Annotated in this window: 11 protein-coding genes; 1 reads left to right on the top strand and 10 read right to left on the bottom strand. The window is 43.4% G+C overall.

Going from position 1 to position 14,834, the window contains the following annotated elements; translation table 11 throughout:
* The first annotated feature begins 50 nt into the window (after nt 1–50).
* Nucleotides 51–1,067: an adenosine deaminase gene (gene add / locus A5878_RS13175; protein WP_086295672.1), complete on the top strand. Its 1,017-nt coding sequence runs from the start codon at nt 51–53 to the stop codon at nt 1,065–1,067.
* Nucleotides 1,068–1,136: 69 nt separating this feature from the next.
* Here add and A5878_RS13180 read toward each other — a convergent pair whose 3' ends face one another.
* The 10 genes from A5878_RS13180 to A5878_RS13225 form a co-directional block, all read right to left on the bottom strand.
* On the bottom strand, nt 1,137–1,904 hold the full coding sequence (locus A5878_RS13180; protein WP_060791376.1) for a histidinol-phosphatase: 768 nt from the start codon (nt 1,902–1,904) through the stop codon (nt 1,137–1,139).
* Nucleotides 1,905–2,175: 271 nt separating this feature from the next.
* Entirely contained in the window at nt 2,176–2,826 is a 651-nt protein-coding gene (locus A5878_RS13185) for a substrate-binding domain-containing protein (RefSeq protein WP_256925791.1), read from the bottom strand.
* Between the two features lie 286 nt (nt 2,827–3,112).
* Nucleotides 3,113–3,952 (bottom strand): sugar phosphate isomerase/epimerase, encoded by an 840-nt coding sequence (locus tag A5878_RS13190; protein ID WP_008380772.1) that lies wholly within the window; start codon nt 3,950–3,952, stop codon nt 3,113–3,115.
* Nucleotides 3,924–6,596: a beta-galactosidase gene (locus tag A5878_RS13195; protein ID WP_060791378.1), complete on the bottom strand. Its 2,673-nt coding sequence runs from the start codon at nt 6,594–6,596 to the stop codon at nt 3,924–3,926. The genes A5878_RS13190 and A5878_RS13195 overlap by 29 nt, the downstream gene beginning before the upstream one ends.
* A 193-nt stretch (nt 6,597–6,789) precedes the next feature.
* Nucleotides 6,790–9,000 carry a helix-turn-helix transcriptional regulator gene (locus A5878_RS13200; RefSeq protein WP_060791379.1) on the bottom strand — a complete coding sequence of 737 codons (2,211 nt, stop codon included), beginning with the start codon at nt 8,998–9,000 and terminating at the stop codon, nt 6,790–6,792.
* An 86-nt stretch (nt 9,001–9,086) separates the two neighbouring features.
* Complete coding sequence (locus A5878_RS13205; protein ID WP_005234200.1) at nt 9,087–9,965, bottom strand: carbohydrate ABC transporter permease; 879 nt, start codon at nt 9,963–9,965, stop codon at nt 9,087–9,089.
* An 11-nt stretch (nt 9,966–9,976) separates the two neighbouring features.
* On the bottom strand, nt 9,977–10,924 hold the full coding sequence (locus A5878_RS13210) for a sugar ABC transporter permease (protein ID WP_005234199.1): 948 nt from the start codon (nt 10,922–10,924) through the stop codon (nt 9,977–9,979).
* Entirely contained in the window at nt 10,909–13,422 is a 2,514-nt protein-coding gene (locus tag A5878_RS13215) for a hypothetical protein (RefSeq protein WP_060791380.1), read from the bottom strand. Before A5878_RS13215 ends, A5878_RS13210 begins: the two co-directional genes overlap by 16 nt.
* A complete protein-coding gene (locus A5878_RS13220) occupies nt 13,397–14,071 on the bottom strand; it encodes a YesL family protein (protein ID WP_060791381.1) in 675 nt (224 codons plus the stop codon). Before A5878_RS13220 ends, A5878_RS13215 begins: the two co-directional genes overlap by 26 nt.
* On the bottom strand, nt 14,071–14,739 hold the full coding sequence (locus A5878_RS13225) for a DUF1961 family protein (RefSeq protein WP_060791382.1): 669 nt from the start codon (nt 14,737–14,739) through the stop codon (nt 14,071–14,073). The genes A5878_RS13220 and A5878_RS13225 overlap by 1 nt, the downstream gene beginning before the upstream one ends.
* Nucleotides 14,740–14,834 lie beyond the last annotated feature (95 nt).

Below are 14,834 nucleotides of genomic sequence, written 5' to 3' on the forward strand. Positions count from 1 at the left end.
GTATGCTATATTCATACTTAAAAAAATTCGACCTAGACAGGAGGAACACTGTGCTTACTCAACAACAAATCCAAGCATTTCCCAAAGTAGAACTTCACTGCCACCTCGACGGTTCCATTCGTCCAGAAACATTGATCGCCATCGCCAATCAGCAAGAACTACCGATCGAGCAAGACATAGAAGCTGTGAAAGCACAGATGCAAGCCCCCAAAGATTGTCATGACCTGAGGGATTATCTTCGCTGCTTTGATTTCGTTCGGCCGTATTTGCAAACACAAGAAGCGTTAGCAGCTGCCGCCTATGACGTGATGGAACAAGCCGCTCAAGATGGGGTCGCTTATATTGAGATCCGCTTTGCTCCCAGCTTATCGATGGACAAAGGACTCACTTGCAGCCAGACCATCCAAGCCGTGATCGAAGGCATCGCACGAGCAGAAGAACGCTACCCAATCAAAGGCAATGTTTTGGTCATTGGGATGCGTCAAGAAGACCTACCAGCTATTACGGCGATTTTTGATGAAGCGATCGCTCTTACCGATGAAAAAGTCGTCGGCATTGATCTGGCAGGTCCAGAAGAAGACGGGTACGTCCCTGATTTAGCTGCCAGCTATCAAGTGTTCCTCAAGGACCAAAGTGTCCAGCTGACCTTACACGCAGGCGAATGCGGCTGTGTGCAAAACATTTATCAAGCCATCGAAAGCGGTGCGCAGCGGATTGGCCACGGCATCGCCTTAAAAGGAGATCCTACTGCTCAAGCGTTTGTTCGAGAACAAAATCGCTGTATCGAAGGCTGCCCTACCAGCAATGTTCATACGCGTGCGATTCCCACATACTCGGCATACCCATTAAGAGAATGGCTGAAAGCCAAGGTCCCTTTTTGTTTGAACACCGATAACCGAACGGTCTCAAACACGACATTGACCAATGAATACCTGCAAATGGCTCATCATTGCGACATGTCCGAATCAGAGATGCGCTTCTTAAACGAAACTGCCGTTCAGCATTCCTTTGCGGAAGCTGCCGACAAAGCGGTACTCTTGAAAAAAATTCAAGAATGGCAATTCTAATAAACATGGACGCTAGTGATCCCCACTGGCGTCCATGTTTTATTTCCAAAACGATCAACTTTCTTTCCTTCACGCAAAGAAGAGCCGATCGATCCGTGTTAACCCCAAGGCATCGATTTCTAAAAGAGCTCTTTCGTAAATTTCTGTATTCGTTAAAGCAGCACTCTCGTGGGCATCGATCCCAATAATACAAGAGCAGCCGACTTCCTTGGCGATCTTCCAAAATTCAGGATGCGGATAGCCACCGTTCGTATAGCCTGCCAAATTATACTCCAACGGCAGCTGATACTCTTTGGCTTTTTCACATAGGCGGTAGGCAACTTCTTCACAATGAGAATCGAAGGTTTTATAGCCCCGCATGAACACATCTGGGTGTGCCATATAAGCAAAAATTTCTGATTCAATTCCCTGTAAAGAAACACGGAGATAATCTTTGATCGCTTTTACCGAATCCCCGGGTGTATGGTCGTAATAGTGATTGCTTTCGATTTCAGGAAAGTGATTGCCAAAAATCAAATAGTCGATCGACAGCCTTTCTTTCTCTGCAACTAGCCAAGGGATCATTGTTTCAAAATATTCACACTCTAATCCTAATTTCACATCGATTTGTCCTTGGTACTTTTCCTGTAAGCTTCTCACCGATGAAACGTAATCTTCCAATTGCGCAACATCCATCCGCATGAGGGAGACATACCCAGCCTCAAAGGGCCAGGGACAATGATCAGCGAAGCCAATTTCCTTAAAGCCAGCTTGGATGGCTTTGATTACATAGTCTTCATCAGAATCCCGTGCATGTTTGCATCGAGTTGTGTGGGTATGATAGTTTGCTTTCCACATGGTTAATCACTCCTTCATATTACATTTAGGTTAATTTGTTCTTGTGATCGCATTTTAGGTACGCTCTTCTTGAGGCGTTATCCTTCAAGCCGTTCGCTATTTTACAGAACATTTTGTAAGCGGAACCATTTTTTTAAAAATATTCCTAGCTATCAACACCTATCACTTAGCAACTTCATCAATCTGGATTTATTCCAGTCCATTTCATTATAGAATTGCGGCTATCCCAAGACAATCAAAAGAAAGCTGCAAACGGTTGCTTCTTTTCCCATCACTTCCATTGAGTCGTTTCTCTTGGGACAAATGAATTTTTCAAGAGGACGTGTCTTGGTGCGGTTTTGTCTCCTTGTACCTCTTGAAAAAGTAGCTGGGTCGTCCAATCCACCATCTCCTCTAAAGGTCGTGCGATGGACGAAAGCAAAGGGCTAGTACAAAGACAAACATTGGTGTTTTCATAACCAATCACTTGAATCGCTTCACCAACCTTTTTATCCACTGAATGAAGGGAACTTAAAGCGCAGGCTGCCAAAAAATCGCTTGCCTCAAAAATGCCATCGATAGAAGGCCATTGACGAAAAAGTTGATCAAAGGATGTTTGCGTGACATTTACAAAATCGAGTATGACCTCGTGAACATGGATCTCTGGGTATTGGTCCATCACTTGATAAAAACCAGCTGATTTTTCTTGAACGGAATGTAATGTCTTTGGTCCATTAACGAAGAGGATCTCGCGACAACGATTTTGGATTAAGATCTGTGCTGCCAACTGTCCACCTGAGGTATTATCCGCAGAAACGGAGGATACTTCATCGCTAAGGACTCTACCCACACTCACTAGAGGTAATTTGAGAACCTTTTGCAACAACGGACCTTGCGTACAAAGGTTGGTACATAAAATTACCCCATCTTGCATGTTTGCCATTGGTCCCTCCTTTCTCTCTTTTTCATGTCTCGTAATTGTTAAATCCTTTTCCATTTGATCTATTATCCGAATGCAACACTCTAAAATGCTTTCTTTTTATTCTATAATAACAAACCTTGCATCATATTTTCTGTTTTTATGAAAATAAAAAAGCTGTTTAGATGAAATCTCACCATAAACAACTTTTCTATGCTCGATAAAAGTTTGCATTAATGTCAGCGTCTTTGAAGAAAACAAGAAAATCACTCCCGTGTTCTCTTAAACAATCATTTACAAAAGCACCCAGCTAATTTTTTAAATCTAAGCCTTCAATCAACGCCACCGCACGATCGATCCCAGCGTCTTTTGTTTCTTCTAACACCACGTAACAGTATGGCTTGTGTTTGATCAGAAGCTGTAAAATTTCTGGATACCGTATTTGTCCTTCACCTAACGGGACAGGGATCACTTCTTCTCTCGAGAGTTGAAAATCCTTTAGGTGCAAGCAGACGATTTTCTCGCCAAAAAGAGTAAACGCTTCTTCTACCAATGCAACTTGATCAGCAGCCGTTTTTGCGGTGATCAAATTCGTTGGATCGTAAATGATCCCTAGATAATCAGAAGGAACACGTTCAATCAGCTCGGCGATGCGCTGATTCGAATACAACGGATGATTCATTCCTGCTTCGATCCCTACCATGGTTTTATGTTTTTCTCCTACTCGAACGAGTCGCTGGATCACATGGATCAAGTCTTCAAAAACCTCATCCGAAAAATTCTCTTCGCTATATCCCAGCGCGGCAATGACTGAGCCTGTTTCTGAAGCCACCATGCTGGCACCAAAATAACGGGCATGGAATAAGTAGCGCTCAAATTTCTGTAAGATTTTCTCTCGTTCCTCTGGTTCGGGATGAATCAAGTTACTATAACAACTTAACAAAGCGATTTGAACGCCTTGTTCTTGGAATTCATTCTTGAAGAAGGTCCCCATACCTGGACTCATTTTTTCAGGAGCACTTAGGTCTGGAAAAGACGCATTCAAGGCAAACTGAACGTTTCTTATTTTCTTTGCTCCTACCGCTTGTGCTAGCTGCTTGGGTGTATATTCTCCTGAGAGGTCATGCCCTCGGATGGCTAAATGAATCATCTGACTCCTCGCTTTCTACTGTTTTTTCCCATTCAATAATCAAATTTTCATAAGGTTCTAACCTATGGTTACCCCGCGCCAGCGCTTCACCTGATAAGCGTTCGAAACCGGGGAGATGTAAGGTAAAGTCAGCTGTCGTCATCCCTAAGTTACTGATCCAGAGTTGGACATGGGTCGCTGACTCTCGGCGATACTTCATCACACCTTCCGAACATTTGATCAACAGGCGCTCTGATTCATAAGGGAAAAGTTCTTTGTGACAAAACGACTGCCATATCAAACTGTCTGTTAAATTGCTAGGTAGCGCACCTAAATAGATGATCTCTCCTTGAGCCAGTTGTTTCTTAGCTAGTAGCGTTTGGTCATTCCCTCGTCCGATCGTTTCCCAATCTTCTGGGCAATGAAAAACTGTGACCAAATGATCCAAAGGTTCTTTTAGGCCGTCATAGGTTAGCTGATAAGTCAGTCCTTTCACCGTAAATTGCTGGATTTCGTCAAACCCGAGCCATTCTCCTAAACGATCTAAGCCATTTGTCGCTGGCCACGCCAGCTCTTTGGTCCGATCCCCCGTCATCGGGCCTAAAATCAGCTTACCTCCTGCTTCAGTAAAGGCGGCAAATTTTTTCAACAAGGTAGGACTGATCCAACGAACAAATGGGGCAAGAACAACATCATACTCTTCTAACGGACTATTTTCTTGAATGATTTCTACACGAATCCCTTGGCGAATCAGACTGCCGTAAAATTCGGTAAACAGGCTGCGATAATCATAAACACCCCCATGATCGATCGTGTAAAAACGTTTCGAGTAATCCGAGTAGATAATGGCTATTTTTGCCGATACATACTTCGTTTCCGCTAAAAGTGGTGCGATCTGTTGTCTTAGTTCGCCAATCCGAACTACCTCTTCATACCCACAATCTGGCTCTCCCCAAGCAGTTAACACGGCACTATGGGGTTGCTCCACACCATAGCGATGTCCACGAAAATGCCAAAAGCAGAAGGATTTCAAATGACCAGCATAGCCAATGAACGCTTCACTTGTGACAAACCCATGAGGACGAGGAGTCGCATAATTTTCAATATGACCAGCATTGGCAGTACAAGTTTCTAACAATAACATTTCTTTGTTGCGCGGTTTGACATTCCGCCAACGATCCAAGTTCATCGTATACGCTGGGTAGTTGTCTGCCGGTGCATACGTATCAAAACCGGCAATATCTAAATCAGCAAATAGCTCATCATTTTGCAAGTTAAAACCAAAAGCGGAGTTATGGGTAATGGGTAACGCGGTCTCCATTCGGATAAAATGACAAAGATCATGCGCAAACTCATTCAACGTATCGGTGGTAAAGCGGCGAAAGGCATTCATCAGGGAAGAATTATGCAAAAACGGGGTCGTTAGTGGCAAGACGACATCCTCAAATGCGTCATACCACTCACTCCACACCTTCGTGCCCCAACACTCGTTGAGGTTGGTCACGGATTGATAGTTGTCTTTTAAATACGTATGCCAACGCGTTTGGCACGTCGTACAGTAACATAGATCGACATGACATTTAAACTCATTGTCCAATTGCAACATAACGACATTTTCATGTTTTTCGGCAATCTCAGCGATTTTTCTCGTCAAACGATAGGCATAGCGGCGAAAGTCCTCGTTGTTGGTACAGACATGCTGTCTTGAGCCATGATGCATCTTCGTCCCATCTTGATTAGTGATTAAAGCTTCTGGGTACTGTTTTGTAAACCAGCGGGGCGGAGTTGGCGTTGGAATACATAAGCAAACATCGATGCCATTTGCTTGGTACTGTTCTAGCGCACGTTCCAACAACGCAAAATCATATTCTCCAGGTTGAGGCTCCAAGTCACGCCACATGAATTCCCCAATTCTAGCAAAATTCATGCCCAACGTTTTCATCGTTTGACTATCACTTTGCATGATTTCTTCCGACCAGACTTCTGGATACATGCAGGCGCCGTAATAAATATCAGGAAACAGTGGTTGCTCATGGAAAAACGCCTGTAAACGAATCGCTACATAGCGAGCGATCATATGCGCCCCGACCTTTGAAAAGTGGGTATCATCTGCGAGACCTGCAGGATAATTGGGGTGCTCATCCGGTGCTAACCAAACAAAGAGCGCTTTGGAAGCTTCTAGTCCTAATGTGTCATAATAATGATAGGTATAGCGATTTAAATCAAACAAATCCACTTCTTCCGTTCGACTAAGTTCTCTTAAGACCGATAAAAACGCTGACAACGTATGCGCCAGTCGTCCCTCTTCCCCTACACGTCGTTCAACAGGTGTACACAGGATCGGGATTCCTGCTTTTTCTTTGATTTGACGGATCATGTCTGTCAAATGAGCAATGTACGCCTCCATCGTGACATGATTTTTCTCTTTTTGGTCATTATGTCCAAATTGCAGTAGGACGACTGTATTCGGTTCGACTTCTTGCAGGAGCTGCTTAAACAACCCTTCTTCGATAAACGAACGAGTCGTACTGCCGTTTTTCGCAAAATTGTGTACGTCTACTTCTGGGGACAGATAGCTTGGTAAAGCTTGTCCCCAGCCCATCATTGGCTGTTGATCAAGGGGATAATCCGCCACGGTTGAATCTCCGCCTAGAACGATTTTCATTTCTTTTCTTCCTCCATCTATTTACTATCAGATTTCCAACAGCTTCGACAAGTCCACTGGTTTTCTTGCTGAACATAAGCTGCATTGGAAATCGCTTTCTTTTCTATTATACAAAACATTTGCTGACGAAAACATGGAAAAATCAGAGCAAAAGCTGCGAAAATACGAGCTTTTCCGCAGCAACCAACAGTGATCAGCTCTGACCTTTTCGATATTGTCCTGGGGTCATTCCCGTGCACTTTTTAAATAAACGATTGAAGTAACTGGGATTATACCCAAGGTTTTCTGCAATTTCATTGATTTGGTGATCAGTTTCGAGCAACTGCCGTTTTGCTTCTACGATGCGAACATTGGTTAAATAATCAATAAAGTTGACCTGCTTGGCACGCTTGAACTCCTTACTCAAAAAGATTGGGTCTACTTCGAAACGATCCGCAACGTATTCTAACGAAATTTGTTCATTGCGAAAATCAGAATGGATGTACTCCGCTACTTTTTGGATCATTTCACTATAAGAATTAGCGACATTTTCTTGCCAGAGGATGGAGACGGGTTTTAAGAAATGATGGTACAAAAAGGCTTGGATCTGATTGATGGCTAAAAGTCGTTCGATTCGCTCTAACACAACCGTTTTCGATACATAATCCGTTCGTGAGACCCCATTTTCATTTAAAAGGTAATCGACTTGATCGTACAGTCGATTGACCACATAGATCACCGCAGCCTGTTGATTGTTTTCTGCCACGACCTGTTCTAAAAACCGCTGGAGACTTCGTTGCAATTCTTCATGATAGCCACTTTTCAGCGCTGTTAAAATCAAATTTTCTTGCGAAAGAGAATACTTCGGCAGTGGGCGCATTTTCTCTCCTTGAAGCACTTGATTTTCGGAAATCAACCGTTGCAGATGGATTTGCTTTTTGAGACGTTGGGCAACTTCAGGCAACTTGCGAATCTCTGTTTCTTGTTGCGAACTAACGATGGTGACATAACGGCAGACGATCAAATTGATTTGCTTGGTGACCATCGTGAAGTAATCTGTCAGTTGTTGCTCTTGATTGACCACAAAAACCAAAATCCGTCCTTCATTTGAAGAAACGATGGTTGATTCAGGGAAAAACATGGCTGTGACATCCGTTATAATGTTTTCTAGCGCAAACAAAATATGGGTTTCATCTTGGGAATTTGCTTGATTGCTTAATAGATCATTGAGTTGGAAATAAAACAAGCGATACCCTGGGTCACTTAAGCGCCAGTTTTTTTGCTGCAGTAATTGTTGCGATTCTTCCTCTGACAAATAGCCATAATACCCTTCCATCAAATGTTGGATCACTTGTCGCTTCAGCGAATCTTGAAAGCGTTCCGCCTGATTTTGTAACAATCCTTTTTCACGACTTAATTGTTGCCAACGGTCCACCAAAAACTCCAGATCGTTTTCTTTTTTCCATTGGGTATTACCAAAGAGCTGATCCATTGTTTTTTCAAAAGGTTGGTATTGTTTTTTGGCTAAAAAGAGACTCATGACTGCCACACAAGCAATAAAAAGAATACTTACGACGATCAGCACTCTAGCCAAATGAGTGACTGGCTCGGTAATCAATGCTAAGGGAACAACGGTATAAAAGGTCCATATTTGGTTGAGCCGCGTACTGTTTACGGCGATCATGCTATAATCATTGCCATTGATCGATTCGACCCAGGTTCCTTGATGCTCTTCACTCAGTGGTTGGATAACATTTGCTAAGTTCTGATCGCCAATAAAACGAAAACTCTCATGATTAAAGGAAATCGCTGCGAGTCCATTTTCAATTTGGGTATCATAAAAATACTTTAATAATGATTGCTCGTCGATCGTTGCAACTAAAAAAATTTTAGGCTGATCTTCGCCTTGGCTATCAATGTTTTGTACAAAAATCAATTCATCCTCTTCTTCAATGATCTTCCACTGGTACTGCCTACCATTATCGATCCGATAGCGTTCAAATGCTGTTTTGGTTTGCTCGAGCGTTAATTCATACGTGCCGCCACTTTCAATCCCAAAAGGCGTCTCGCCTAGTGAATAAATACCGATTCGATTGACATAATTGGAGCTATTTGTTAAATAAAACAATTCTTCCGACAGCTGGATCAGCGTCTGATAATTTGTCGTTTCCAATAAATCTTCTTGGTAGCGCCTTTGAAACGATTGCCCCCAAACGCTTAAAGTCACTTCCAGCTGCGAGAACTGTTGGTTGATGTTACTAACGATTCCTTCGACTTGGCGATTATTTAGTTCTTGATACGATCGTTGTAATGGTCCGATCAAATAGGCATGCAAAAAGATTGCAACGGCTAATAGCGGCACGACGATCCATAGACTGGCTAGCTGCAGTTTTCGATGAAAACCGCCTGTTTTAAAGTACTTCATTCCCAAACACCCTTGTAATAGATTTTATGTAACAAATTGTCATGCGAAAAAACGCATGACAACCTATCCACAACTATTGAAGTGTATCATCCTTTGACGGATCCAATCAGCATTCCTTTGGCAAAATGTTTTTGCAAAAACGGATAGAAGATCAAAATTGGCAAAGTCGCCACAATGATGACTGCAAATTTGATTCCTTGTTCAGGCGGCACATAGTTTGGGTCCATACTTGCTAACGCATTGGCACCACTGGAGGCCATCGTGATCTGTCTTAACAATAACTGAATCGGCCATTTTGCTGAATCGTTGATATAGAGCAATCCACTCATGAAGTCGTTCCAGATACCAACGGCGTAAAAAAGGGTGAAGGTCGCGATCACTGGTTTTGATAAAGGCAAAATGATTTTCCATAAGATCCCTAGTTCCGTACAGCCGTCCATCTTGGCGGATTCTTCCAACTCGATCGGCATTTCTTGGAAAAAGTTTTTGATGATCATTAAGTTGAACGGATTGATCGCGATTGGCAAAATCAATGCCCAATAAGAATTGATCAGTCCTAAATTTTTCACCACGATAAACGTTGGGATCATCCCACCTGAAAAGAGCATTGCAAAAATCACGAGATTCAACAAGGTGTTCCGTCCTTTTAGGTGCTTGCGTGATAAAGGATAGGCAAAGGTGAAGGTACAGAAAAGCTGCACCAGCGTGCCAACGATGGTAACGCCGACCGTTACAAGCAAACTACGGATAAAGGTGTTGGTTGAAAAAATAAAGCGATAGGAGTCGAGACTGATCTCATTTGGCCATAAGAAAAACGAACGTGTGGTCAATTCTAACTCCGTAGCAAATGAACCGGCGATCACATAAATAAAAGGAATCACCATGAATAACCCAATCAATGCCAAAAATAGCGCATTAAAAATGTCAAATATTTTCCCTGCCTTCGTATTGTGTAAAGTATCCATCTTTTTCCTCCTTAGTATAAGCCGCTTTCGCCAAAGCGTTTCGCTAATTTATTGGTACAAAGTACGAGGATGATCCCAACGATCGATTTAAATAATCCGACGGCTGTTGAGTAACTGTAAGCGCCATTGGTGATCCCCATCATATACACATACGTATCAAAAACATCTGCTACTGTTCGGTTCAACTGATTGGTCATCAAGAAAATCTGATCAAACCCAGTAGACAAAATCGACCCGATCCGCATGATCAGCATAATGATGATCGTCGAACGAATCGCAGGCAAAGTGATGTGCCACACACGACGAAAACGTCCTGCACCATCCATGATCGCGGCTTCGTATTGTTCCTGATCCACACCTGATAAGGCAGCTAAATAAATAATGGTCCCCCAACCGATCTCTTTCCAAATCGATTGCATTACGATCATGGGGCGGAACCATTGCGGGTCTGAGAGAAAGTCGATTTCAACGCCTGTCAACGAAGCGATAAATTGAGTGATCGCTCCATGATCGATGTTGAATAAGATATGCCAAAGACTAACGACGATCGTCCATGAAAGAAAATGTGGTACATAGACGAAGGTTTGAATGGTCCGCTGAAACAGCTTGTTGCGCAATTCATTCAGTAACAGTGCCAAAAAGATGGGTGCTGGAAACGAAAAGAAGATGTTTAAAAAGGCAATCATCAACGTGTTCCACAAGATCCGAAAGAAATCAGGATTATTGAAGAAATCCATAAAATTTTGTGTTCCGACCCATGGACTATCTGCGATTCCTAAAAAAGGCACATAATCTTTGAAAGCAATGATCAACCCATACATCGGTGCATAACGAAATACTGCAAAATAGATGATCCCGGGAATCGTCAAAATATAGAGCCATTTATTTTGTTTAAAATGGTTGAGAAAACTCCCCCATTGCTCTTTCGTTTTCGGCACTTTTTTTATTGTTGTTTCCATTCATTCTCCTCCTCTAACTCCGCTCCGATCAGTGCTAAACAACAAATCGTATTTAGACCCCACTGTGACAACACATTGGTCGATACCCACGGCATTTCTTTTATTTTTTTCCACGTTGTCGCTGCTTCAATGGTCGCTTCGATCGGCAATGGAACACCCGATTTGTCATTATCAAGCAATAACTGCCAAGCCCTTTGACTGATTGCTTGATCGTTACGCACTCGCCCAGCAAAGGCCATCATCGTCGACGCAAACATTGGCCAGGCAAAATGAGGTTCCGTCAGTCCCCCGTTTGATTCTTCTGCTTTTCTCTCAGGACTCAAGCTATAAAACCAGCCAAACTCCCCTAACATCTCTGTCCACTCGGGGTCTTCCAGCACTTGAGCAAGTTCTAACCAAACTTGCGGCGCCCCAAAGGAGATGACCATGTGATAGCCGCCAAAATTCCCAGTTCCCATATAAGATAAGGTTTTGTCTTGTGGATCAAATAACACTGTGGGACCAGACAATAGGCGCTGGGGCATGGCTTTGATGCAGGTGATGCCCGTGCGAATTTTTTCAAGGTAAACAGGATCATTCGTCCGTTCCCACTGGGTAAACCAGTTCGAGACTAGCGCAGCCCAATCTGGTCCGATGCGAATCGGTATCCGCTTCGTTTCTCGTTCATAAAACTCGCGCATCGGTGGTAACGCATCAAAAGCATAGGTTTCATTGTCTTTGACTTGTTCCATAATCTCCCCAATGCGTTCATCCGCTGTCAAATAGTAGTAGTAGCGATGGAGACCCGCCATTGAAATTCGAACTTCTTTTGCTTGGCAGCCCCAATGAACGACATTATGCCGTGACCCTAATCCTTTGTATTCACCAGCATGATACTGATCGACTTCTGAAGTATGTCTCGTCATGCTTTCAGCCAGATAGTAGACGCTTGGATCACCAGTCCGTAAGAAATCTAGCCAAAGCCACATGTTAGGGACCAATTCAGTGTTTTGCCAAGCGTACCCACCAAGATCGTAGCGCCATTGGTGTCGAAACTGATCATAGGTATGCATGACATCACCATAGTTCCAATAGCCATACCAACTTCTTTGTTGGACTTCTGCTAAATAGAATTGACGCATCTCAGCCAATTGTTGCTCCAGCAACTGTTTCGTTTTCGTTGATTCATCTGGTAAACTGATCCTGCCAAAAACCTTCGTCTCTTGATAACGCTCTGGCAATGAAACGATCTGGGCAGGTTCTTGGTTTTCTTGAGCTAAGCCCAGCAACACTTCTTCTGACGGGGCTTCTTCATATAGATCCAACCAACAACGCGTCGTATTTGCTACACCAACTGCGGTCGAACGAATCTCTTCCATTCCTTCGTATCCGCTAAGCATATGATCCCGTTTGGAATAGTGCTGAAAATCCATTGGCTTGGCATTCGGTGACCACTGCCACATCGTGATTTGGGTTTCTTTTTGGGTGATGCCTGTCACCTCGATCGCAGATGGTGCTTTTTCCCAAAATTTCTCCATGCTGCAAGCAACGCCGCCGGTTTCTCCCCCAGCGTAAAAGGTACCTGAATAATGCTCGCCATCCCCAATGGGCAACCAACAGTACCCAGCTTCGGTCTGTTTTTCTAATTCAAATGACCGATGATTGATTTGATTGACCCGAAAATTGTCCCAAATAGCATTTTCCACCGCATGAGACAGCATCGGCTCGTCCGCTGGGGTCAATGAAACGAGCTGGCCACTGGCTTGTTCTTGATAGGGAATGTTTTGCTGATAGTGTCGCCGTGAAAGTAACAATTGCGCCGCTTCATGATACACAGCATCTGCAATAAATTTGACTTGTCGATTCCAATTTTCACCTGTGAACGCATAATCAAATGCTATCCCCATGCCTTCATAAACAAGTGGTTTGATGATAATGACCGTATGAATGATTTCCAATTTGCTGATTTCGCGAAAGATACGGAACCGTAAAATAAACTCTTGCACCACTTCTTGATTGATCTCAATGACGCCCGATACTTTGATAACGGCTTTCTCGGAACCATTTTCTTCCAACATCAAGTCCGTTACTTTGGACTGCACCTTTTTGTTTTGGTATTGCAGGATTGCGTGAAGATCTTGCAATTTTTTCTGCCCATTGACCGCTACCCAGTCCAATACATTTTTCCCTTCCCCATGTTTCGGGAAGAAGCCTTTGATCGTACCGTTGTCAAAATAAATACCGTTGTAAGCTTCCCTAGCAATCGCCTGTTTCTTCTGGACACGCTGTTTTCTTTGAAAAAGTAACTGCGTCGTTTCTGCCACCAGACCACTGTGTCCTGTCCATTTCACACTGCCATCTGGCCAGTAAGCCAGTACTTTCGTTTGCAGCGGCTCCTCCCCCAGCAAAAACAGTTCCTCCCTTAGAACCTCAGGTTGTAAAGCCCCTTTTTCCCATGGATACCCAAAACTCAGCCCACGTTTTCCCTTAGGTTTATTTTTGAGCCATTTCAATGCCATGTTCGATCTCCTCCTCTTCCCTCTCTGCAGGTTGAACTGCATCGTTTTGTTGCTTTAGCTTTTGTTCATTTTCATCAAATAATTTCAAGTAAATCCCCATTGTGCCAATGATCCACATCCCAATACTTAAAAAAGGAAGGAGACCGGGGAGAAAAAAGCTGATCGTACTACAAATCCCAAACCAAAGGACGCCTAAAAAGGTGCCAATAGGTTGAAAAAAAAGAAAGCGTAGCGAAGCGCCTAGGTACTTCTTCGTTGGGAGCACATAATATTCGTACATGCTATGCAATGTATTGATCACAGCGATCGCGACGCATTGGCTAACGATCAATAGGATCAAGCCTGTTTGAGTCAATGCCGCTAAAAATCCTTGCTGGATCACCACCATGGGGCACAAATAAAAGAGAATGATCGGTAAGCCCAAGCGATTCGATCGCCAAAAGTTCCTGCGGTAATACCCAAAGAACGTTTGAAAAAAAGGCGGCGATTCCTGTTTAAGGGTTTTCTTTGCTACGTGGAATCCTGCTTGTACGCTAGGCGCCAGTCCAAAGATGATCCCACCTACTAGTGCACCTATAATAACGGTTACATTTATCAGCAAACAATAAAAGACAAAATCTGCTGCTTGATATGCTTTCTGCCAATTCATCACCGTTCCTCCTCTAAGGAATATACCTTTAAGTCTTTATAGCGGGCCTTCAGTGGCGCCATTTGCCGAAATCCGATCGCTCCTTTGGTTAATACGGGACCAAACTGTTCCTCATCAAGGTACCTTAACACCAATAAGTCGTTGATCCAAAAGGAAATCGTTGCACCTACCTTATCGATTCTTAGGTGATAAAACCCTCGGGCATCTGCTACACTCGGAAGTGGATCTGCGCCTTGGGCGACCAGATGAAACCCATGGCTTTTGCGCAAATTACACGTTTCAAACGCCCGTTCCTCCTCATACTTTCTTCGAAAATAAGAAAGGTGGTAAGCATCGATCCCTCCAGAATGATACTCGGGATATGCTCCGGTTCGTTTGGGTACTCCAGAATCGAAGATCGAGCCACCCTTGCGATTGGTTGCTGCAAAAAAGAGCATACATAAGCCTGGTTCAGCCAGTGGTTGAAACTGCCAGGTGATTCGTAGGTCCGCTGGAAATTGTTGAGGCAGCCATAAAACAAAATGTGGTTGTTTGTTTGATTCTTCAGAATACGTATTCGCCAGAATCATCCCGTCTTGGAAAGTAATTTTGGGCTCTCCTTCAGCAATAAAGTGTTGAATATCTGCTGCTTGATTCAGCGGATTTTCATAGATCAATTTCGCTACCATTTCTTCTTCTCCTTTTATGCGTATATGAGCTACTTTTCTCTTTTCATAGTAAACTTGACCTACATTTCTAACAATTGACTTTTTTTGAATTCCTT

It is taken from the genome of Enterococcus sp. 3G6_DIV0642, assembly GCF_002140635.1.
GTDB lineage: Bacteria > Bacillota > Bacilli > Lactobacillales > Enterococcaceae > Enterococcus_D > Enterococcus_D casseliflavus.

Coding starts and splice junctions, on each gene's coding strand:
- A5878_RS13225 (WP_060791382.1), bottom strand. CDS start 14,739: ATGGTAGCGAAATTGATCTATGAAAATCCGCTGAATCAAGCAGCAGAT.
- A5878_RS13190 (WP_008380772.1), bottom strand. CDS start 3,952: ATGATTCATTTAGCCATCCGAGGGCATGACCTCTCAGGAGAATATACA.
- A5878_RS13195 (WP_060791378.1), bottom strand. CDS start 6,596: ATGAAAATCGTTCTAGGCGGAGATTCAACCGTGGCGGATTATCCCCTT.
- A5878_RS13210 (WP_005234199.1), bottom strand. CDS start 10,924: ATGGAAACAACAATAAAAAAAGTGCCGAAAACGAAAGAGCAATGGGGG.
- A5878_RS13200 (WP_060791379.1), bottom strand. CDS start 9,000: ATGAAGTACTTTAAAACAGGCGGTTTTCATCGAAAACTGCAGCTAGCC.
- A5878_RS13205 (WP_005234200.1), bottom strand. CDS start 9,965: ATGGATACTTTACACAATACGAAGGCAGGGAAAATATTTGACATTTTT.
- A5878_RS13220 (WP_060791381.1), bottom strand. CDS start 14,071: ATGAATTGGCAGAAAGCATATCAAGCAGCAGATTTTGTCTTTTATTGT.
- A5878_RS13180 (WP_060791376.1), bottom strand. CDS start 1,904: ATGTGGAAAGCAAACTATCATACCCACACAACTCGATGCAAACATGCA.
- A5878_RS13185 (WP_256925791.1), bottom strand. CDS start 2,826: ATGGCAAACATGCAAGATGGGGTAATTTTATGTACCAACCTTTGTACG.
- A5878_RS13215 (WP_060791380.1), bottom strand. CDS start 13,422: ATGGCATTGAAATGGCTCAAAAATAAACCTAAGGGAAAACGTGGGCTG.